Below are 20127 nucleotides of genomic sequence, written 5' to 3' on the forward strand. Positions count from 1 at the left end.
AAACTCAGTCGCGCCCCAGATAGCTCTCGGCCAGCTTCACCCAGTACGAGGCCGTGACCGGCAGCAGGTTGTCGTTGAAGTCATAGGCCGCGTTGTGCACCATGCAGCCGCCCTCGCCCACGCCGTTGCCGACGATGAAGTAGTTGCCCGGAACCTGGTTGAGCATGATGGCGAAGTCATCGCTGGCCTGCAGCGGCTGCAGATCGGGAATCAGCCATTGCTCGCCTGGAAATGCACGCGCCACCTCCACCGCAAAATCCGTCGCGGCCTTATCGTTCATGACGGGCGGATAACGCCACTTGTAGTCCACCTCGGCCGTGGCGCGGTGCACGGCGGCCTGGGCATGGGCCATGGCCGTGATGCGCTCGCGCAGCTGCTGACGCACCTCGGGGCAGCGCGCGCGAATGGTCACGCGCAGCTCGCAGGTTTCGGGAATCACATTGGGCGCATCGCCCGCATGGATGGCACCGATGGTGACCACGGCCATGTCGTTGGGATCGATCTCGCGCGAGCGTATGGTCTGCAGCGCCAGCACCAGATGCGAGGCCACGACGATGGGGTCCACCGCCACATGGGGCATGGCGCCATGGCCGCCCTTGCCGCGGATGGTGATGATGGCCGTGTCCGAGCTGGAATACATCACGCCCGAGCGAAAGCCGAACTGCCCGGCCGGGTAGCCGGGCTCGTTGTGAAAGGCGTAGAGCGCATCGCAGGGAAACAGCTCGAACAGGCCCTGCTCCACCATCTTCTGTGCGCCGCCATGGCCTTCCTCGGCGGGCTGGAAGATCAGATGGAGCGTGCCCTGGAGCTGGTTCCTGCGCCCGGCCAGCACCCTGGCTGCGGCCAGCAGCGTGGCCGTATGCCCGTCGTGGCCGCAGGCATGCATCTTGCCGTCGTGACGACTGGCATAGGGCAGGCCCGTGGCTTCACGGATGGGCAGCGCATCCATGTCGGCGCGCAGGCCAAGACGTTTGCCGATGTGCTTGCCATTCGGGTGATCGCCGCAGCGCAGCGTCCCCACCACGCCGGTATCGCCCAGGCCGCGATGGACCTCGTAGCCCCATTCGGCCAGCCTGGCGGCCACGATATCGCCGGTGCGGTGCTCTTCGTAGGCCAGCTCGGGATGGGCATGCAGATCGTGGCGCAGGGCCAGCATTTCCTGTGCAATGACCGCCACTTCGGGCAGCACGGGCGGGTGGATTTCGGCATGCACCGGGTTCACAGGCGCGGCCATGGCTTATTCCGCCTGGATGTTGGCCGACTTCACGATCTGGGCATAGCCGGCTTTTTCCTTCTTCAGAAACTGGACAAAGCTGGCCTGGGTGCCGGAGCCAGGCGTGGCGCCGCCATCTTCCAGGCGCTTGCGCACATCGGGCATCTTGAGCACGGCGTCCAGCTCGGTAGCCAGACGCGTGACCACGGCCTGAGGCGTCTTGGCGGGCACGAACAGCCCCGTCCAGGTATTGAGGTCAAAGCCCTTGAGTTCGGCCGTCTCGCCAAAGGTGGGCACGGCGTGGATGGCATCGATGCGCTTGGCCGATGTCACGCCCAGACCTTCGAGCTTTTTCTGCTGGATCATGGGCACGGCGCTCACGGTGGTGAGCATGCCCACATCGACCTGACCGCCCATCACGTCGCTGGTGATCTGGGCACCGCCGCGATAGGGCACATGCACCAGCTTGATCTTGGCGCGCTCCTGCAGCATTTCCATGGCCAGATGCAGCATGGTGCCCACGCCCGATGTGGCATAGGTCAGCGAGCCGGGCTTGGAACGCGCCAATGCAATCAGCTCGTTCAGATTGTGCGCCGGCAGGCCGGGACGGGCCACGGCGACCACGGGTGCGATGGTGGTCAGCCCCACCGGGGTCAGATCCTTTTCGGCGTCGTACTTGACGGCGGAGTTCACCAGCTGGGCAATGCTGATGGGGCCATCAAAGCCCATGAGCAAGGTATAGCCATCGGCAGGCGCCTTGACGGCCTTGCTCACCCCGAGCACACCACCGGCGCCAGGTACGTTGTCCACCACGATGGACTGATGCAGGCGTTCGCCCAGCTTCTGGCCGATCAGGCGGGCCGTGGTGTCCACATTGCCGCCGGCGCTGAACGGCACGATCAGCGTGATGGGCTTGGCGGCGGGCCAGGCATCGGCGGCGGCGAAAACGGCGGGCGCGGTAAAGCCTGAGGCCAGCAAGGCGGCGGCGGCAACAAAGGAGCGGCGGAGTGTGGACATGGACAGGCAGCAATTGGGAAGCCATGCAGGACCAGAGCAATCTGTGACGCAGCATGGCCACAAAACCGGAGGCAGCGACGGTGCGCCCCTGCGGCAGACGGGCTAGGCCGCTGATTATCCCAGAGCCTCACTGGCGCAGCCATAGCAGGAATTACTTAGCAATTCTGGTTCACCCTAGATTCAAGCTCCCGTCATTTCTAGGGTTCACGCCAGCCCGCCGCCGCCATTCAGCCCCTCAGAATGGCGGCCATGCTCTCTCCCAGCCAAGTCATCGTTCTGGCCACCCCGGTGTTTTTTGCACTGATTGCCGTGGAATGGATCATCAGCCTGCGGCGCGGCCGCAATGCCTATGGCCTGGCCGATGCCATCAGCTCGCTGAACCTGGGGGTGCTGAGCCAGACCAGCGCCGTCTTCACCAAACTGTTGACGCTGGGCATCTATACGGCCGTGGTCAGCCATATCGCACTGATTCAAGCCGACAGCTTCTGGACAAGCCTGCCGGGCTGGCTGCTGGCCCTGGTCTTCTATGATTTTTGCTACTACTGGCTGCACCGCATGGGCCACGAAGTGGGCGTGCTCTGGGCCGCCCACTCCGTACACCACCAAAGCCAGGCCTACAACCTCTCGACGGCCTTGCGCCAGACCAGCTCCGGCGCTTTGCTGGGCTGGGTCTTCTATCTGCCCATGGCGCTGGCCGGCGTGCCTCCGCTGGTGTTTGCCGTGGTGGGGCTGATCGACCTGCTCTACCAGTTCTGGGTGCATACCGAGCAGGTCAAGAAGCTGGGCTGGTTCGACCGCTGGTTCTGCGCCCCCAGCAATCACCGCGTGCACCATGCTGTCAACGACCGCTACCTGGACAAGAACTACGGCGGCATTCTCATCATCTGGGACCGGTTGTTCGGCACCTACAAGACCGAGGACGATGAAGATCCCTGCGTCTACGGCACGCGCGGGCTGCTGCAAAGCTGGGATCCGCTGTGGGCCAATGCCACCGTCTACCGCCAGCTAGCGCACGACAGCTGGCACGCGCGCAACTGGCTGGACAAGGCGCGCGTCTGGTTCAAGCCTCCGGGCTGGCGGCCGGCCGATGTGGCGCAGCGCTTTCCCAAGCCTGCCTTCGACCTGGACGAGCACCGCATCATCTACGCACCGCCCATGAGCCAGCCACTGCGCTGGTTTGCCGGTCTGCTGTTTGCCGCACTAGTGGCCGGCACCTCGGTCTTTCTCTGGCATGCCGACCAGTCGCCGCTGTCCAGCAATCTGATCTGGTTTGGCGTGCTGCTGACCGGGCAATGGGCGCTGGGCGCGGCCATGCAGGGCCGCATCAGCCTTTGGATGGCGCTGATGCTGCAAAGCGGTGCACTGGCCACGGCCACCGCAGCTTTAGGCCTGCGCGAGTGGCACTGGCTGTTCAAGCCAGCGACCATGGTTTTTGCTCTGATTTACATAGCCTCTTGCGCAAGCTCCTTCAACACTTCAATGCAAAGAGCAAGTAAAAAGCAGACGTTATTGCTGGCTGCCGCTATCGTTTTTTCACTTTGCGGCGATATCAGCCTGATGCGGGAGGATCTGTTCATCCCCGGCTTGGTCAGCTTTCTGCTGGCTCACCTCTGCTATCTGGCGCTGTTCAAGCAGGATGCGCCCTGGTTCCCCAGCCGCAAAGCCCTGCTGCGGGTTGCCGCCATCGGCATCGCCATGTATGCCTACCTCTGGACCCATGGTCTGCCCACCGCGCTGCGCCTGCCTGTGGCAGCCTATGTCGGCGTCATTGCCCTGATGGCCGCCCAGGCCTGGGGCCGCTATCAGCTACTGTGCCAGCGCCATGCACTTCTGGTCGCACTGGGCGCCAGCTTTTTCATGCTCAGCGATTCGGTACTGGCCATCAACCGCTTCGCCCAGCCCCTGCCCTGGTCTGCCATCTGGGTGCTGCTCACCTACTACGCGGCGCAGGCGCTGATCGTGCAAGGAGTTCTGCAGCACTCAAGTCGACCATCTGCGGGCGCTGCTGCGCACCAATCAGCCCCGCTTGGGGATGCGACAAGCCTTCTTCAGCCAACCAAGGGTTGACCCTAGAGCGCTCTGCGGCGACAATAGAGGGATCGCAATTTCAGGAGTCCCCACGTGGACAGTGCCAGTTCAACCAGTGATTTATCGCCAGCCGCAATGGCTGCGAAGCTGGTCGTCTGACAGACTCCCCCAGGATCGGGAGTCGTCATCGACCAACCCGCTCCTTGCCTCGCGCGCCCATCCATACTGCCGACCGCTTGCCAGCCCTGCCGATGCCAGGCTGTTTGCGGTATGTGTGCATCACTGAAAAATCGACTTGTGTTGCCAGGCTCTCCAGGGTCTGCCGACGGACATGTTGAGAACTTGTGCGTTCCGTTCCTGTTCGACGAGAAAGGAGTACGCCATGCGCCATCAACTCAAGCACCTCATGTGCCGGTTCCGCCGCCAGGGATCGGGCCAGCCCCTGGCTGTCTGCCCACCTGCGCATACGCCTCAGGCGCTGGAACAGGCCGCAGAACTCGACGCCCGGACCAGTTGGCCCACGCATCGCATCCGCAGCTTTTTGCTGACGCAACGCCCGCGCCACAACGCCGGCTGAACCACCGCCAGATGCTGCACGGCCTGCCGCATGGCAGGCACGGTTTTTTATCGCCGGGCCGCCCCAAGATGAAAAGCTCCTTCCCGGAGGGGCAGCGACCACACGCAGTGGAAAGCGTGGGGTGTCATTTTTCAAACCTTTCAAGGAGCACGCATGGACCCCGACCCTAGCCGATCTTGCTGCGCACCTGATGCTCATGCACAGGTGTTAGCCATTGCTGTCTGCGTGCCCGCCGTTCAGAACCTGGGCATGCATTTGTTTTTGCCATACGCCTTCACGGCCGGGTTACCCACGACTGTCTGACATGGGGACTCCGGCCGCCCAGGCCCATCAAGGAGTTAGCCCATGCGACGCCTTCTGCAGCTGAACCTGCACCCCATTCACACAACCACCGCACCCCAGCAAGGCCTGCAACAGGCCGTGGTCCGCGCCCTGGAGCTTCGTCACACCGAGGTGCTGCGTCACCTGGGATCGAACCGGCAAAGCGCCGAATTTGCCTCCGTGCTGGCCACGCTGCCAGCCCGTCAGCGCGATGACGCCCTGTCCTTGCTGGAACCCCGCCAACGCGAATCCGTGCTCATGCACCTGCCCCGCCAGGCGCAAAAGCAATGGCATGGGGCAAGCACCTCCCCGGCACCCCGCCGCCGTGCCCGCACGCGCCCCAGCCTCTGGCTGCGCGGCCTCTATCGCTCACTGCGCCAAGACTGAAAAGCCGCCGACAGCCCGCCAATCCGGGCGGACTGTCATCACGGCTGTCGCTTGCAGGCCCTATGCTGCATGCTGACCATGAACAGCTCAAGGCCGGATCTGCTCTTTCTGCGCCACCCGCAACCACAGAAAAACACCATCGCATGCAATCCCTGCAAAACTTTCATCTGCTCTCGACGCTGAACACCATACTGTGCCTGGTTGTGGCCTTTGTCTGCGGCAGCGTCATCGGTCTGGAGCGGCAGATCCGCCAGCGCACGGCAGGCCTGCGCACCAATACATTGGTGGCCGTTGGCGCCGCCGTGTTTGTGGACCTGGCCATGCGTATCTCGGGTGCCGATGGCTCCACACGCGTGATCTCCTATGTAGTCTCCGGCGTGGGCTTTCTGGGTGCGGGCGCCATCATGAAGGAAGGCGCCAACATCACGGGGCTGAACACCGCTGCCACGCTGTGGGGCTCGGCTGCGGTCGGCGCCTGCGCGGGCGCGGGCATGCTGCCCGAAGCCGGTATCGCCACCTTGTTCGTGCTGGCCAGCAATACCTTGCTGCGTCCGGTGGTCAACTACATAGACCGCCACCCCGTCGCCGAGCACGCCAGTGAAGCCACCTACTATGTCTATGCCATCTGTCAGCGTGAGGTACAGGCCGATGTGCGCGAGCGCCTGCAGGATCTGCTGGAAGCTGCCAACTACCCCGTACGCACGGTATCCAAGCACGATATTCCGCCGAACAACTGCGAGGTTGAAGCCGAGCTGTTTGCCACGGCAGTCCATGCCGAGGAACTGGATCAGGTGCTGACCCAGATAGAAGCCATGCCCGGCGTGGTGCAGGCATTCTGGAATGCCGGGCCTCAGAACTGAGCCCTCTGTCCCCATCAAAAAAGCGGCCACCTGGCCGCTTTTTTGTGGGAGCCATCTTCAAGTCTTCGCATCGCCCTCGGGCACCTTCAAACCCAGATGCTGGTAGGCCGCCTGCGTCGCCATGCGCCCGCGCGGCGTGCGCTGCAGAAAGCCCTGCTGGATCAGATAGGGCTCGATCACATCCTCGATGGTGCCGGACTCCTCGCCAATGCTGGCCGCGATATTGTCCAGGCCAACCGGACCTCCATCGAATCGGTGCACCACGGCTTCGAGCAGCTTGCGGTCCATGATGTCAAAGCCCTGGGGGTCCACATCGAGCATGGCCAGGGCCTTGTCGGCAATCTCGCGCGTGATGCGGCCGTCGCCCTTGACGTCGGCATAGTCGCGCACGCGGCGCAGCAGGCGGTTGGCGATACGCGGCGTGCCGCGCGAGCGGCGCGCGATCTCGAAACAGCCTTCCTCGTCGATCGGCGCATTGAGCAGGCCCGCGCTGCGTTTGACGATGCGCGAGAGCTCCTCGGAGGTATAGAACTCCAGCCGCGCCACGATGCCGAAGCGGTCGCGCAGCGGGTTGGTGAGCATGCCGGCGCGCGTGGTCGCCCCCACAAGGGTGAAAGGCTGGAGATCGAGCTTGATGGAGCGTGCGGCCGGGCCTTCGCCGATCATGATGTCGATCTGGTAGTCCTCCAGCGCCGGGTAGAGGATTTCCTCGACCACCGGGCTCAGGCGGTGAATCTCGTCGATGAACAGTACATCGTTGGGCTCGAGATTGGTCAGCAGCGCCGCCAGATCCTTGGGCTTTTCCAGCACCGGGCCGCTGGTCTGGCGCAGGTTCACGCCCAGCTCGGCCGCGATGATGTGGGACAGCGTGGTCTTGCCCAGACCGGGCGGGCCGAACAGCAGCACATGATCGAGCGCCTCGCTGCGTTTCTTGGCAGCGCCGATAAAGATTTCGAGCTGCTCGCGGGCCTTGGCCTGGCCCACATACTCATCAAGCAATTTAGGGCGCAGCGCGCGTTCCAGCGCCTCCTCGCCCTGCGACGAATGTCCGGCCGATACCATTCGCGGCGCCAATGCCTCGGGTTCGGCGGCCACGCTTCTGGCCTTGCGTGCGGGTGCGGGACTGGCCGCAAATTCGTCCACTTGAATCGTCATGGCGGCAATTGTGCCCTAAGCCCGGCATAACCACTGATTAAAAATACAGGGCTAAACAAAATCCCACAGTTGCATTCCGCACAGACTGGCAGCGTACCCCTGCCATGCGCACAATCATTGCAGCCGACTTCTGGAACTTCATATGCCCTCTCTCATGCGCTTTCATGCCCTGGCCTGCACCGCCGCCCTGCTTTGCCTGTCCGCCGCAGCCCAGGCTGCACTCAAGGTCGGCGACATTGCCCCCGTTTTCAAGACGCCTGCCGCCGTTGCCGGCAAGGCTTTTGACTTTGACATGAGCGCCGCCCTCAAGAAAGGGCCCGTGGTGCTGTATTTCTTCCCCAAGGCCTTTACCCAGGGCTGCACTCTGGAAGCCCATGCCTTTGCCGAAGCCACTCCCCAGTTTGCGGCCATGAAGGCCACGGTGGTTGGCATGTCACATGACGATATCGAGACGCTCAAGCGCTTTTCCACCGAGGCCTGCCGCGACCAGTTTGCCGTGGCCTCCGACCCCAAGGCCCAGACCATCAAGGCCTATGACGCCGCAGCTGCGGCCAACCCCGATTGGGCCGACCGTATCTCCTATGTGATAGGACAAGACGGCAAGGTCAAGTTTGCGCTTGTCAGCAGCGACCCGCTGGCCCATGTGGAACAGACCAAGGCCGCCGTCAAGCAGCTGATGGCCAAATAGACTTGGCCCCCAATTACTGCGCCAGCCAGTTGCCGATCTGGCTGCCGAAGGCTTTGTCAAAGCGGCTGTAGACATCGGAGCTGCCCTTGGCCGTGCACGAGCTGCTGCCGCCTGACAGCGTGCCGACAACGCGTCCTGCCACAAAGATGGGCGAGCCGCTGCTGCCGCCCTCGGTAATGCCTTTGCTCCAGCCGACGTTCACAAAATCACTCTGGGCATTGCCAGCGTCACAGATGAGGCTGCCGCCGTTCAGACTGCAGTTCCTGTAGCTCTGGACCTGGCCTTCACTGTATTTGAGCAAATCGCCTTGCGGGTGATGCAGGCCATAAATGGCCGTCCCTGTCACTGCCGTACCTCTTGCATCCCAGCCCGCCAACGTCACACCGGCAGGTGCCGCTTCATTGAGCCGCATCAGCGTGGTGTCGGTTGCCACCGCCGCATACAGCAGGGTGGCACCGCGCTGCAGCGCCTTGGTCTGGGCGCTGGGCTCAAAGCTGTTGCAGCTGGCCGAGCGGAAGAACCAGTCCGTGCGCAGCGAGGTCGCCGAGGCCTGCGTCGAGATGCAGTGATTGGCCGAGAGAAAATATGGCGTGTAATCGAGCTTGGTGTTGTTCAGCAGGGAGCCCGTGCAGTAGTAGTAGCGGCTGTCCGAACCCACATAGGTCATGCGCGCCACGGCATTGCGCTCGGTCGCGTACTGATCGGCACAGCTGGCATCGAGCTCGCAATTTGCGGCATCACCCACGTTTCTGGGTACGTAGTTCTCGCGCAGCTCTACCTCCATGGGCAAGGCCAGATTGGCATAGGCGTGGGTGAGCGTGGGAATGGCGATCCGCAGTTGCGAGCTTGGCACCCCAGCAGGCAGTCCTATCTCCAGTGTGACCTCCTCAGCTCCCAGGTCCGGAGTCCACCAGATGCTGGCGGCCTGGGTATCGCCATCGACACGGCGGTTGCGGGCAATGGCCTCGTTGATGGCCTTGCCCGTGGTTTCAAACCCGGTCTGGCTGCGATCCTTGCGGTACAGCCTGATCTGGGCCGAATCGGGCAGGGAATCGACCACCAGCCCCAGCCGCAGGCCATGGGCACCGCCCGAAGTGATGCTGATCGCCGCCACTTGCCCACCATCCGGGGTCTGGGTCCACCGCAACGTACGCGCCAGATCGCCTGCGGACTGCAGCGAAGACAGCGCACGCGGCGCACCTATCTGCATGGGCATACCGGGCATGGGCATGACCACCGTGGGCGCGTCGCTCCACTGCGGCAAGGCCAGGTTGATGGCCTTGGGCCGCACGGCCATGGACGCCACGGCCACCTCTTTGGGTGCAGCCGCAGACTGCGGGGTGGGCATGATCAGCGAGTCCAGCACATGGGCCGTGGGCGGGCCCGGCGGGGGATTGATCTCTGTGCCGCCAACGGGCGTGCCACCGCCATTGCCGCCGCCGTCACCGACCGTTCCGCCTCCGCCCCCTCCACCAGGGCCGGGGCCCGGGTCGGGAACACTGCTACTGCCACCACCGCCACAAGCGGTCAGCAGAACCAGCACCAAGCTTGCGCATAGAGAGGAAATGCGCCTGCCCTGTATCCACCAATGCATATCGTGTTCTCCTGCGGTTCACGACCGGACTGGCACAGGGCCAGCGAAGCTATTTGGTCAAAGCCTTGAGCGCGAGCTTAATGCCCTCGCTCACCCCTACATCGGGTGGGAGTTTCTTGAGGGCGGTGGAAGCTTCCTTGTCAGAATAGCCCAAGGCCATCAGCGCCTGCTGAATGTCGTTCTGGTCGTTGTTATTGGCAAACAGCGATTGCGCGCCGGTGTCTGCGCCGATCTTGCCCTTGAGTTCGAGCAGCAGACGCTCGGCCGTCTTCTTGCCTATGCCCGGCACCTTGACCAATCGCCCTGCTTGCTGCTGTGATACCGCTTCCGCGAGATCATCGACGCTCATGCCGCTGAGAACGGCCAGCGCCATGCGCGGACCTATGCCGGTGATCTTGATAAGTTCGCGGAAGGTCTGACGCTCGCGAGCCGTACCAAAGCCGAACAGCAACTGGGCATCTTCCCGCACCACAAAATGGGTCAGCAAGGCCACCTTGGCGCCGTTGGCTGGCAAGTTGTAGAAAGTGCTCATGGGTACCTGCACCTCATAGCCCACACCGCCGCAGTCCACCAGAACCTCCGGTGGGTTTTTCTCCAGCAGCGTTCCCGTCAATTTACCTATCATTGATGTCCTTTGCCGCACCGTGCGGCGATTCTTTTCGAGAAATTATCCGCGTGATCCTGCGCCATACATTCACACCCCATAACAACACGCGCCTGACCCACCTTTGCGGCCCGGCGGATGCGCATCTGCGCACCATCGAAATCGCACTGGGCGTCAAGATCGCCCATCGCCATGAGCAGTTCAAGATCGATGGCGCCAAGGTCAAGGCCAATGAAGCGCTGGAGCTGCTGCAGGCCCTGTACGAGATCGCCGACGACGTGATTGCCGACGATACCCTGCAATTGATGCTGGCAGGCGATGTCGAAATGCTGGAAGCCGATGCCACGGCCCCGCAGCTGACCACGCGCCGCGCCGATCTGCGTGCGCGCACGCCCAACCAGGCGCTGTATCTGGAAAACATCGCCAGGCACGACATCACCTTCGGCATAGGCCCGGCCGGCACGGGCAAGACCTATCTGGCCGTGGCCTGCGCCGTCGATGCACTGGAGCGCAGCGCCGTGCAGCGCATCGTGCTGACCCGCCCGGCCGTGGAAGCCGGCGAGCGCCTGGGTTTTCTGCCCGGCGACCTGACGCAGAAGGTGGACCCCTATCTGCGTCCGCTGTACGACGCGCTCTACGACCTCATGGGCTACGACAAGGTGCAAAAAGCCTTCGAGCGCAATGCGCTGGAGATCGCACCGCTGGCCTTCATGCGCGGGCGCACGCTGAACAACGCCTTCGTGATCCTGGATGAGGCCCAGAACACCACGCCCGAGCAGATGAAGATGTTTCTGACCCGTATCGGCTTTGGTGCCAAGGCCGTGGTCACGGGCGACGTGAGCCAGATCGACCTGCCCAAGGGCGCACCCAGCGGCCTGATCGATGCCGAGCGTGTGCTCAGGCGCGTCAAGGGCATCTCCATCAACCACTTCACCAGTGCCGACGTGGTGCGCCACCCGCTGGTGGCGCGCATTGTCGACGCCTACGATGCGCGCGGTCGCGTGGCCCAAGGTACCTCGGCCCCCAAGCCCCGCAGCAGTGGCTCCCGCACGGCCCGCCCCCTGCCCTCGGCGGATGAGCTCTAATCCCATAGGACTTACGCAAACCAGGATGCGCCAGGGGCGCAGCCTTGAGGCAAATCTCTTGCTTGACCCTGATTTGCGCAAGTCGCTTCAAACTTCATAGCTGCTTGCGCTTGCCACACCTGCGCCACAAGCCAAAATGTCTTTAAATCAACTGCAACTGTCGCTGCAATTCGGTCCCAGCGCCGAAGCCTCCGCCCACCGCGAACTGCTGAGCCGCGCCCGCGTCACCCGCTGGATCCGCCATGCGCTGGCCGTGGATGCCGAGATCACCGTGCGCATCGTCGATGCCGAAGAAGGCCAGAAACTCAACCGCGAGTACCGCAAAAAGGACTACGCGACCAATGTGCTGACCTTCGACTATCAGCAGGAGCCCACGGTGATGGCCGACCTGGTGCTCTGCGCCCCCGTGGTGGAGCGCGAGGCCCGGGAGCAGAACAAGACACTGGAAGAGCACTACGCCCATCTGCTGGTGCATGGCACCTTGCATGCCCAGGGCTGGGACCATGAGACCAGCGAGGAAGACGCAGACGAGATGGAGGCCTACGAGACCGACATCATGAAAGAAATGGGCTACGAAGACCCGTACGCCAAGTAAGCCACGAGCACCCCGGCCATGACCTTTTCTCACTGGCGTCGCCCGCTGACCTGGCTGCTGGCCTGGGTTCTGGTGGCCGGGGCAGGCTCCGGCTGGCTCGCACATGCCCGGCTGCTGGCTCTCGAAGATGCCTTCACGGTGGATGCACGCATCGTGCACCGGCTGCTGAGCCAGCGCGCGGTGCAGCATGATGCCGTGATGGCCATGCTGCCGCTGCTGCAGCCGCCGGCAGAAGGTCATGGCGCCAAAACAGCCATGCCGCTGCCACGCCTGCCCGCCGCATATCCGCAGATCGTCGAAATCCGGCGCCGCCTGCCGGGCAGCATCTGGCCCGCTGACTGGCCCCAGAGCCGACGTACCGCACTAGACGCCGCCGAGGCACGTTCCCTGCAAAGCGGTCATGCCGAACTGGCCCAGGCTGACCTTCCTGCAGGCAAGGTGTGGCTGGTGCTGGCCGGAAGAAGCACGGCCCATGCCCTGTTGCTGGATCTGCAAGCCACCGTACCCTGGGACGAATGGCCGATGGATGCCGCCACAAGCCCCGTGCGCGTGCAACTGCAATACCAGGGTCAGGCCTTTGACGTGCAAGCCGGCCGACGCCTCGAATATGGCTGGCATTACAGCTTTCACAAGCTGCTGGCCTCGCAGAGCCAGCCTTTCGACGTGGTGCTTGAGCGCGATGTCGGCTGGAGCGAACTGCCCTGGACAGCCATGCTGGTCTGGGCCGCTGCCAGCGCCGCGGCACTGGCAGCGCTGCGTGCCTTGCTGCGCCAGCGTGTGGCGGCTCGCCGGGCAGAGGAGTTGCTGCGACTGGGCCAGGTGGCGCGCCTGAACCAGCTCGGAGAACTGGCCGCCGGCATGGCCCATGAGCTCAACCAGCCGCTGACTGCCTTGCTGGCCAGCACCCAGGCCGCACAGCGGCTGCTGGGCGAGGACGGGAGCGACGAGGAGCCGGATCTGGACACCGCACGCCATGCCATGAGTCAGGCTGTGGCCCAGGCGCGCCGCGCCAGTGCCGTCGTCGGACGGTTGCGCCGCGTGGTCGAGCGGCCCGATCTGTCGGGCCAGGTCCAGACCCTGGCCCTGGCCGCCGCCGTGCACGACGCGCTGCACCTGCTGGAGCCCGAGCTGCGCCGCCGCGATATTGCCGTGCATCTGGATGCCCCCGCCGACCTGCCTGCCGTGCGCGCCGAACCCGTGGCGCTGCAGCAAATCATCCACAACCTGGTGATGAATGCGCTGCAGGCCATGGAGCAGACCGATGCCGGACAGCGCCGCCTGCTGCTGCTGACCCTGAGCCTCATGCGCCCACCCAGCGCGCGCATCCTGCTCAGTGTGCGCGACACCGGTCCGGGGGTGAGTTCCGAGGCGCGGGGACACCTGTTCACGCCGTTCTACACCACACGCCCCGAAGGCCTGGGGCTGGGTCTGTCGCTCTCGGAGAGCCTGGCCCAGGCCATGGGCGGCGATCTTTCGCTGGCTCCGCCCGGTGAGGAGCCCGGTGCCGAATTCCATTTGCAGCTTCCACTGGCCCAGCAGCCATGAACGACGCATCATGAACTCTTCCCTCTCGCCCCTGATCCACCTCGTGGACGACGATGCCGCCGTGCGCGACAGCCTGGCACTGCTCATAGGCACGGTAGGCCTGCGCGTGCAGACCTGGGCCGACCCACAGGACTTTCTCGCCAGGTTCGAGCGCAGCGATGTGGGCGCCATCGTGCTGGATGTGCGCATGCCCGGCACCAGCGGGCTGACAGTGCTGGACATGCTGGCGGCGCAAGGCGTGGACCAGCCGGTGATCATGCTCACGGGACACGGTACTGTGGAAATGTGCCGCCGCGCCTTCAAGGCCGGGGCCGCCGAGTTTCTCGAAAAGCCGGTCAATGACGAGTTGCTGATCGAAGCGCTGCAGGCCGCCGTGCGCCAGCATGTGCGCTCACGCGAACGCCATCACGCGGATCTGCAGGCACGCGAACGCTATGCACAGCTCTCGGGCCGCGAACGCGAGGTGCTGGGCCTGATCGTGGAAGGCCTGACCAACAAGGAGATCGGCCGTGCGCTGTCGCTCTCGCCACGCACGGTGGAAACGCACCGCGCCAACCTGTTCGCCAAGCTGGAGATCGACTCGCTGGCCCAGCTCATCCGACGCTACGCGGCTCTGGCCGAAGACTCTGCCCCGTAGTTCTACGGAGCTACGCGCGTAGCCAGCCGCATGGACGCCCGACAGGCGTTTTCCTACAGTTGAGTTCATCCCCGTATGAAGCACATGCCTGACACCGGCCATCCTGGCCAGGACGCAGCGCCTGCTGAAATCATCGGGCCAAGGACTCTTTGTGAAAACCCAACGCATCATCCCTTTGCTGATCCTGGCTGCCACCGGCAGCGCCTTTGCCGCCGACAACTACTACGGCGCCCTGCGCATCAACTCCGCCCGCTACGAAGCCCACGACATGAGCTCCAGCGCCCGCCCCGGCCTTGGTCAGTTCGTGACAGGCGATGAGACCAATACCGCCACCGGCGCTTCTCTGGCCCTGGGCTATCAATTGCCATCGAACTGGCGCGTGGAAGCCGAGTACACCCTGCCCAAGAACAATGAGTTCACCAGCGGCTCCACTCGCTTCCCCACCAGCTTCAACCACCACAAGATCCGCTCGCAGCGCCTGATGGTCAACGCGTACAAGGATTTCCCGCTGAACAACCAGTTCTCGCTGTACGGCACAGCCGGCCTGGGCCTGGCACACCTGCAGTCCAGCGGCTGGCAAGGCAACCCTGGCCGCCAGTACTTCAGCGCATCCCAGAACAATCTGGCCTACTCCGTGGGCTTTGGCGTCACCTATACGCCCGCCCCCAAGGTCAGCATCGACCTGGGCTGGCGCTATGTCGACATGGGCAAGACCAAGAGCGGCGCCAACAACTTCACCAACGTCCGCGGCCTGGCGGACGAGCAGATGCGTGCCAAGCTGACTTCCAGCGAAGTCTCGATCGGCCTGCGCTACAGCTTCTGATCCTCGGCTTCAAAGCAATAAAAAAAGCGGCCGGAGTGCCGCTTTTTTCGGTGTGAACTGATGTTTACTCGACGCTCAGGCCGATGCTGCGCACCAGCTGGGCCACGCGCACATCTTCGGTCTTGATCTGCTTGGCAAACACCTGCTGGCCCTCGCCCACAGGAGTGATGCCCTGCTGCTGCAGGCTTTTGCGCAACTCGGGGTCCTTGAGCGCCTTGTCGGTGTCCTGGGCAATGGCCTGCACCACGGCAGCAGGCGTGCCCTTGGGCGCGAACAGGCCGAACCAGGCACCGGCCTCAAAGCCCTTGTAAGTCTCGGCCAGGGTCTGCACCTGGGGCAGCAAGGCATGGCGCTGCAGGCCGGACACGGCCAGCGCCGTCAGCTTGCCGCTCTGAATCTGTGCGAGGGCGGGTGCCACGGCGATCAGCATCACATCGACCTGACCGGCCAGCACATCCTGCAGACCCTGGGGGCCACCGCGATAGGGAATATGCGTGGCGAAAAAGCCTGCGCGCTGCTTGAACTGCTCCATGGCCAGATGCTGGGCGCCGCCTGTGCCGGACGAGGCGTAATTGATCTTGCCGGGGTGGGCCTTGGCATAGCTGACAAAGTCCTGCAAGGTTTTGAAGCCTTTTCGGGAGTTGGCCACCAGCACAAAGTCTGACTGGCCGAGCTTGGTCACGGGCACCAGATCGTTCTTGACGTCATAGGGCAGATTGCGCTGCACATTGGGCATGATGGTGATGGCGCTGTCGCCGCCCACCAGCAAGGTATAGCCATCGGGTTGCGCCTTGACCACGGCATCCACGGCCGAAACACCGCCTGCCGCGCCCTTGTTCTCCACCACCACGGCCTGCTTCCAGTCCTTGCCCACCAGATGGCCCACCTGACGCGCCAGCAGATCGGGAACGCTGCCGGGGCCATTGGCTACCACCATCTTGACCGCACGTGCCGGGAAGTCCTGTTGTGCCATGGCTGCGCCCTGCACGCATGTGGCGGCCAGCAAGGCCCAGGCGGTGCGAGAGAAGAAACGAGGCAGATTCACGACAGGACTCCTTGATTAAGGCAGTCATTGTCAAAACTATTTCTTATTCTTCAAACTATTGTTTCTTCATTTTTTTATTTCAAAAAATAATGAAGAGGGAATTCGTTCCCTCCTAAGATGCCTGCACAACAAGGTGCCAAGCCATTCCTATAAGAATCGGGAGACAAACATCATGGAGAACCTGGGCCATCTAGCCCTGCTGCTGGCGGCCGCCTTCACCGCCGGCGCACTCAACGCCGTTGCCGGCGGCGGCAGCTTTCTGACCCTGCCGGCACTGGTCTTTACCGGCGTACCGCCCGTGGTCGCCAATGCCACGGGTACCGTGGCCCTGCTGCCAGGCTATATGGCCGGGGCCTGGGGCTTCAAGGACGATATGCAGTCCCCGCCGGGCCTGTCCATGAAACAGGTGGTGGCGCTGTCCCTGATTGGCGGCTCCCTGGGCGCGGCCCTGCTGCTGTTCACGCCCGATGCGACCTTCCGCAAGGTCGTGCCCTGGCTGCTGCTGGCCGCCACCGCCATGTTTGCCTTCGGCCCCCAGTTGCGTGCCTGGGCCGCCGGCAAGAATGCCGAGCACAAGGCCCCATCGCTTGCCAAGGCCGCCGCCGGCATGCTGGCCGTGGCCATCTATGGCGGCTACTTCAACGGAGGACTGGGCATCTTGCTGTTGGCCCTGTTCTGCCTGCTGGGCCAGACCCAGCTCAATGCCATGAACGGCATGAAAAATCTGGTCTCGGCCCTGCTGACGGCCATCGCCGTGGCCATCTACGCCGCAGGCGGCATTGTGGAGTGGAAGCTGGCCCTCATCATGATGGTGGCCGCTACCCTGGGCGGCTATCTGGGCGCCCGCGTGGCGCGCAAGATTCCCGCGCATATGCTGCGCTGGGGCATTGTGGCCACGGGGCTGGTGATGGCCGGGCTGTTCTTCGTCAAGGGCTGAAGCAGTCGGCTTAAAGCAAAAAGCCTTCTCGGTTTGAGAAGGCTTTTTTATGAGCACTCAACGCTTGATACACAAGCGCTAGAGGCCAATTTGATCAATATTTTTAGAGCAGACGCGCCTTCACGGTCTTGCCCTTGACCTTGCCGTTATTGAGCTTGGCGCAGGCTGCCGAGGCAATCTTGCGGTCCACGGCCACATAGGTGGAAAAGTCGTTGACGCTGATCTTGCCGATCTGGTCGCGGCTGTAGCCGAAGTCGGCGCACATGGCGCCCATCACGTCGCCAGCGCGGATCTTTTCCTTGCGCCCGCCGATGATCTGGATGGTCATCATGGGCGGTAGCAGCTCGCCACCGGCGGCGGGCGTGAGCTCGTCCACGGGGAAGAACTCGGAAGAGCGGCCCTGCAGCTGTTCGATCTTGCCCACGCTTCCCATCTCGTCCATGGACACCAGATTCAGCGCCAGCCCTTCGGCATCGCCACGGCCCGTACGGCCGATACGGTGGATATGCACCTCGGGGTCGGGCGTGACATCCACATTGATGACTGCCGACAGATCGGCAATATCAAGGCCGCGCGCCGCCACGTCCGTGGCCACGAGCACGCTGCAGCTCTTGTTGGCAAACTGCACCAGTACCTCGTCGCGCTCGCGCTGCTCCAGCTCGCCGAACAGGGCCAGAGCGCTGAAGCCCTGGGCCTGCAGCTCGCTCACCACATCGCGGCATTGCTGCTTGGTATTGCAAAAGGCAATCGTCGATTCGGGACGGAAGTGCGCCAGCAACCTGGCCACCGTGCCCACTTTTTCTCTAGCGCCGACTTCGTACCAGCGCTGTGCGATCTTGCCTGCGCTGTGCTGGGTCGCGACCTTGACGGTCTGCGGATCGCGCATGAAGCGACTGGCCAGCGAGGCAATGCCATCGGGGTAGGTGGCCGAGAACAGCAGGGTCTGACGATCCGCCGGGCATTGGCGCACCACGGTTTCGATGTCGCCGAGAAAGCCCATGTCCAGCATGCGATCGGCCTCGTCCAGCACCAGGGTCTTGAGATTGCCGATGTCGAGCTTGCCGCGTTCCATCAGATCCATCACACGGCCCGGTGTGCCGACCACGATGTGCGCGCCGTTTTCCAGCGAGGCAATCTGGTTGCGCGAGGGCACGCCGCCATAGACGGTGACGACCTTGATATTGTCCTGGGCGCGCGCCAGGCGGCGGATTTCGGTGGCAACCTGATCGGCCAGCTCCCGCGTGGGGCACAGCACCAGGGCCTGGACGGCAAACCAGCGCGGATTCAGGCGGTCGACCATGGGCAGGCCGAAGGCAGCCGTCTTGCCGCTGCCGGTGCTGGCCTGTGCGATCAGGTCCTTGCCCTGCAGGGTCAGCGGCAGGCTGGCGGCCTGGATGGGCGTCATCTGCGCATAGCCGAGCTGCTGGAGGTTGGCCAGCATTTCGGGAGACAGGGGCAGCGCCGAGAAAGCGGTGGAGTCAGAGGCCTTGGCGGCGCTGGTGGAGGTATTCATGGGTCGCAATTATCCGGGGACTGCGAACAGCGAGTTGCCTGAGTGACTATTCACACGGGTTGTCCCTCTCAAGCCCTCTGCAGCCATGCGCCTAGGCTGGAAAGCACGGCCTTTGCCAATCGCAGGCCGTCATGCCACTCCCAACAGCCAACAAACATGCACCCTCAACTTGCCCGCAGCTTCTGCATCATTGCCACCGCCATCTGCTCCCTGAGCACCAGCCCCGCCTGGAGCGCCGAGCTGGACCCGCAACCCATCAAGCCCGAGCTGCAGCGCCTGATCGGCCAGATGTACCCCGGCATGCGCAGCATCTATGAAGACCTGCATGCCCACCCCGAGCTGGGCTTTCAGGAAACCCGCACCGCCGCCAAGCTGGCTGCCGAAATGCGCAAGCTGGGCTTTGAAGTCACCGAGGGCATTGGCAAGACCGGCCTGGTCGCCATCTATCGCAATGGCGCGGGCCCCATCGTCATGGTGCGCACCGAGCTGGACGCCCTGCCCATGGAGGAAAAAACCGGCCTGCCCTATGCGAGCAAGGCCAAGACCCAGTACAACGGCAAGGAGAGCTTTGTCGCCCATAGCTGCGGCCACGATATGCATATGACAAGCTGGCTGGGCACGGCCCAGGCCCTGCTGGGCCTGAAGAACCAATGGAAAGGGACGCTGATGTTCGTGGCCCAGCCTTCCGAGGAGACCGTGACCGGAGCCAAGGCCATGCTGGCCGACGGCCTGTTCAAGAAATTCGGCAAACCCGACTATGCGTTTGCGCTGCACACCGGCTCCATGCCCTACGGCATGGTCGGTTATGTAGCCGGGCCGGCGACCTCCAATTCGGACTCGCTGGACATCACTTTCCATGGCCGTGGCAGCCATGGCTCCATGCCGGACAAAGGCATTGACCCCGTGCTCATGGCCTCACGCTTTGTGGTCGATGTGCAGGGCGTGATCAGCCGCGAAAAAGATCCCATGGAGTTCGGCGTGGTCACCGTGGGCGCCTTCAACTCGGGCAGCGCGGGCAATATCATTCCCGACCAGGCGCGGCTGCTCGGAACGATCCGCAGCTACAAGAGCGAGGTGCGCACAAAAATGCACGAAGGCATTGAGCGCACGGCCAAGGCCGAAGCCGCCATGTCGGGCGCTCCTGCACCCGAGGTCAAGCTGGTCAAGGGCTCGGATGCCGTGGTCAATGACGCGGCACTGGTAGGCCGCACGGTCAAGCTGTTCAAGGCCGCGCTCGGCGACCGCAATGTGATCCCCATCTCACCCATCACGGCCAGCGAAGATTTCTCGGACTTCATCAATCAGGGCGTGCCATCCATGTTCTACACCCTGGGCGTGTACGACCCCAAGAAGGTGGCCGAGGCCAGTCAGCCCGGTGGCAAGCCCCTGCCCTTCAATCACTCGCCCTTCTTCGCCCCAGAGCCCGAACCCACGTTCAAGACCGGCGTGGAAACCATGACCCTGGCCGTCATGAACGTGATGCAGTAAGCAGCGCCAGCCCCA

General features: G+C 63.5%; 19 protein-coding genes. 12 read left to right on the forward strand and 7 right to left on the reverse strand.

Translation table 11 applies throughout. The features are described from left to right. Positions 1-4: 4 nt before the first annotated feature. Complete coding sequence (locus QMY55_RS21215) at positions 5-1234, reverse strand: M20 aminoacylase family protein (RefSeq protein WP_283486086.1); 1230 nt, start codon at positions 1232-1234, stop codon at positions 5-7. A gap of 3 nt (positions 1235-1237) precedes the next feature. Then, positions 1238-2230 carry a Bug family tripartite tricarboxylate transporter substrate binding protein gene (locus QMY55_RS21220; protein ID WP_283486087.1) on the reverse strand — a complete coding sequence of 331 codons (993 nt, stop codon included), beginning with the start codon at positions 2228-2230 and terminating at the stop codon, positions 1238-1240. 249 nt (positions 2231-2479) lie between these two features. Here QMY55_RS21220 and QMY55_RS21225 point away from each other — a divergent pair, with 249 nt between their 5' ends. The 4 genes from QMY55_RS21225 to QMY55_RS21240 all read left to right on the forward strand — a co-directional run bounded on the left by QMY55_RS21225 (position 2480) and on the right by QMY55_RS21240 (position 6403). Next, entirely contained in the window at positions 2480-4297 is a 1818-nt protein-coding gene (locus QMY55_RS21225) for a lysoplasmalogenase family protein (RefSeq protein ID WP_283486088.1), read from the forward strand. 343 nt (positions 4298-4640) lie between these two features. Then, on the forward strand, positions 4641-4835 hold the full coding sequence (locus tag QMY55_RS21230; RefSeq protein WP_283489064.1) for a hypothetical protein: 195 nt from the start codon (positions 4641-4643) through the stop codon (positions 4833-4835). Positions 4836-5180: 345 nt separating this feature from the next. After that, positions 5181-5543 (forward strand): hypothetical protein, encoded by a 363-nt coding sequence (locus QMY55_RS21235; protein WP_283486089.1) that lies wholly within the window; start codon positions 5181-5183, stop codon positions 5541-5543. A 143-nt stretch (positions 5544-5686) separates the two neighbouring features. Next, complete coding sequence (locus QMY55_RS21240) at positions 5687-6403, forward strand: MgtC/SapB family protein (RefSeq protein WP_283486090.1); 717 nt, start codon at positions 5687-5689, stop codon at positions 6401-6403. 57 nt (positions 6404-6460) lie between these two features. Here QMY55_RS21240 and ruvB read toward each other — a convergent pair whose 3' ends face one another. After that, positions 6461-7558 carry a Holliday junction branch migration DNA helicase RuvB gene (gene ruvB, locus QMY55_RS21245; protein WP_283486091.1) on the reverse strand — a complete coding sequence of 366 codons (1098 nt, stop codon included), beginning with the start codon at positions 7556-7558 and terminating at the stop codon, positions 6461-6463. Positions 7559-7712: 154 nt separating this feature from the next. Here ruvB and QMY55_RS21250 point away from each other — a divergent pair, with 154 nt between their 5' ends. Beyond that, on the forward strand, positions 7713-8246 hold the full coding sequence (locus QMY55_RS21250; protein ID WP_283489030.1) for a peroxiredoxin: 534 nt from the start codon (positions 7713-7715) through the stop codon (positions 8244-8246). A 13-nt stretch (positions 8247-8259) separates the two neighbouring features. On the opposite strand, the gene QMY55_RS21255 is transcribed toward QMY55_RS21250, so the two are convergent. Together QMY55_RS21255 and ruvA are read right to left on the reverse strand one after the other, a co-directional pair. Then, the gene (locus tag QMY55_RS21255; protein ID WP_283486092.1) at positions 8260-9840 is read right to left on the reverse strand and encodes a trypsin-like serine peptidase; all 1581 of its coding nucleotides are present in this window, start codon (positions 9838-9840) and stop codon (positions 8260-8262) included. Positions 9841-9889: 49 nt separating this feature from the next. Next, on the reverse strand, positions 9890-10465 hold the full coding sequence (gene ruvA / locus QMY55_RS21260) for a Holliday junction branch migration protein RuvA (protein WP_283486093.1): 576 nt from the start codon (positions 10463-10465) through the stop codon (positions 9890-9892). Between the two features lie 50 nt (positions 10466-10515). On the opposite strand from ruvA, the gene QMY55_RS21265 reads away from it, so the two are divergent. From QMY55_RS21265 to QMY55_RS21285, 5 genes are all read left to right on the forward strand, one after another. Continuing rightward, the gene (locus QMY55_RS21265; protein ID WP_283486094.1) at positions 10516-11529 is read left to right on the forward strand and encodes a PhoH family protein; all 1014 of its coding nucleotides are present in this window, start codon (positions 10516-10518) and stop codon (positions 11527-11529) included. Positions 11530-11665: 136 nt separating this feature from the next. Beyond that, positions 11666-12124: an rRNA maturation RNase YbeY gene (gene ybeY, locus QMY55_RS21270; RefSeq protein ID WP_283486095.1), complete on the forward strand. Its 459-nt coding sequence runs from the start codon at positions 11666-11668 to the stop codon at positions 12122-12124. 18 nt (positions 12125-12142) lie between these two features. Beyond that, on the forward strand, positions 12143-13669 hold the full coding sequence (locus tag QMY55_RS21275; protein ID WP_283486096.1) for a sensor histidine kinase: 1527 nt from the start codon (positions 12143-12145) through the stop codon (positions 13667-13669). A gap of 10 nt (positions 13670-13679) precedes the next feature. Continuing rightward, entirely contained in the window at positions 13680-14306 is a 627-nt protein-coding gene (locus QMY55_RS21280; RefSeq protein ID WP_283486097.1) for a response regulator transcription factor, read from the forward strand. A gap of 151 nt (positions 14307-14457) precedes the next feature. Next, the gene (locus QMY55_RS21285) at positions 14458-15129 is read left to right on the forward strand and encodes an outer membrane protein (protein WP_283486098.1); all 672 of its coding nucleotides are present in this window, start codon (positions 14458-14460) and stop codon (positions 15127-15129) included. 64 nt (positions 15130-15193) lie between these two features. Here QMY55_RS21285 and QMY55_RS21290 read toward each other — a convergent pair whose 3' ends face one another. Then, a complete protein-coding gene (locus tag QMY55_RS21290; RefSeq protein ID WP_283486099.1) occupies positions 15194-16174 on the reverse strand; it encodes a Bug family tripartite tricarboxylate transporter substrate binding protein in 981 nt (326 codons plus the stop codon). 172 nt (positions 16175-16346) lie between these two features. On the opposite strand from QMY55_RS21290, the gene QMY55_RS21295 reads away from it, so the two are divergent. After that, the gene (locus QMY55_RS21295; RefSeq protein WP_283486100.1) at positions 16347-17111 is read left to right on the forward strand and encodes a sulfite exporter TauE/SafE family protein; all 765 of its coding nucleotides are present in this window, start codon (positions 16347-16349) and stop codon (positions 17109-17111) included. Between the two features lie 103 nt (positions 17112-17214). On the opposite strand, the gene dbpA is transcribed toward QMY55_RS21295, so the two are convergent. Further along, positions 17215-18624, reverse strand: coding sequence for an ATP-dependent RNA helicase DbpA (dbpA, locus tag QMY55_RS21300; protein ID WP_283486101.1), 1410 nt, complete (start codon positions 18622-18624; stop codon positions 17215-17217). Positions 18625-18780: 156 nt separating this feature from the next. Here dbpA and QMY55_RS21305 point away from each other — a divergent pair, with 156 nt between their 5' ends. After that, positions 18781-20112, forward strand: coding sequence for an amidohydrolase (locus QMY55_RS21305; protein ID WP_283486102.1), 1332 nt, complete (start codon positions 18781-18783; stop codon positions 20110-20112). Positions 20113-20127: the final 15 nt, after the last annotated feature.

This window comes from Comamonas resistens, from assembly GCF_030064165.1.
Taxonomy (GTDB): domain Bacteria; phylum Pseudomonadota; class Gammaproteobacteria; order Burkholderiales; family Burkholderiaceae_C; genus Comamonas; species Comamonas resistens.

What these genes read in the sequence shown, in the direction of transcription:
- QMY55_RS21280 (WP_283486097.1), top strand. Translation starts at nt 13,680, where the DNA reads ATGAACTCTTCCCTCTCGCCCCTGATCCACCTCGTGGACGACGATGCC.
- QMY55_RS21230 (WP_283489064.1), top strand. Translation starts at nt 4,641, where the DNA reads ATGCGCCATCAACTCAAGCACCTCATGTGCCGGTTCCGCCGCCAGGGA.
- QMY55_RS21220 (WP_283486087.1), bottom strand. Translation starts at nt 2,230, where the DNA reads ATGTCCACACTCCGCCGCTCCTTTGTTGCCGCCGCCGCCTTGCTGGCC.
- ruvB (WP_283486091.1), bottom strand. Translation starts at nt 7,558, where the DNA reads ATGACGATTCAAGTGGACGAATTTGCGGCCAGTCCCGCACCCGCACGC.
- ruvA (WP_283486093.1), bottom strand. Translation starts at nt 10,465, where the DNA reads ATGATAGGTAAATTGACGGGAACGCTGCTGGAGAAAAACCCACCGGAG.
- ybeY (WP_283486095.1), top strand. Translation starts at nt 11,666, where the DNA reads ATGTCTTTAAATCAACTGCAACTGTCGCTGCAATTCGGTCCCAGCGCC.
- QMY55_RS21225 (WP_283486088.1), top strand. Translation starts at nt 2,480, where the DNA reads ATGCTCTCTCCCAGCCAAGTCATCGTTCTGGCCACCCCGGTGTTTTTT.
- QMY55_RS21295 (WP_283486100.1), top strand. Translation starts at nt 16,347, where the DNA reads ATGGAGAACCTGGGCCATCTAGCCCTGCTGCTGGCGGCCGCCTTCACC.
- dbpA (WP_283486101.1), bottom strand. Translation starts at nt 18,624, where the DNA reads ATGAATACCTCCACCAGCGCCGCCAAGGCCTCTGACTCCACCGCTTTC.
- QMY55_RS21275 (WP_283486096.1), top strand. Translation starts at nt 12,143, where the DNA reads ATGACCTTTTCTCACTGGCGTCGCCCGCTGACCTGGCTGCTGGCCTGG.
- QMY55_RS21215 (WP_283486086.1), bottom strand. Translation starts at nt 1,234, where the DNA reads ATGGCCGCGCCTGTGAACCCGGTGCATGCCGAAATCCACCCGCCCGTG.
- QMY55_RS21305 (WP_283486102.1), top strand. Translation starts at nt 18,781, where the DNA reads ATGCACCCTCAACTTGCCCGCAGCTTCTGCATCATTGCCACCGCCATC.
- QMY55_RS21240 (WP_283486090.1), top strand. Translation starts at nt 5,687, where the DNA reads ATGCAATCCCTGCAAAACTTTCATCTGCTCTCGACGCTGAACACCATA.
- QMY55_RS21235 (WP_283486089.1), top strand. Translation starts at nt 5,181, where the DNA reads ATGCGACGCCTTCTGCAGCTGAACCTGCACCCCATTCACACAACCACC.
- QMY55_RS21255 (WP_283486092.1), bottom strand. Translation starts at nt 9,840, where the DNA reads ATGCATTGGTGGATACAGGGCAGGCGCATTTCCTCTCTATGCGCAAGC.
- QMY55_RS21250 (WP_283489030.1), top strand. Translation starts at nt 7,713, where the DNA reads ATGCGCTTTCATGCCCTGGCCTGCACCGCCGCCCTGCTTTGCCTGTCC.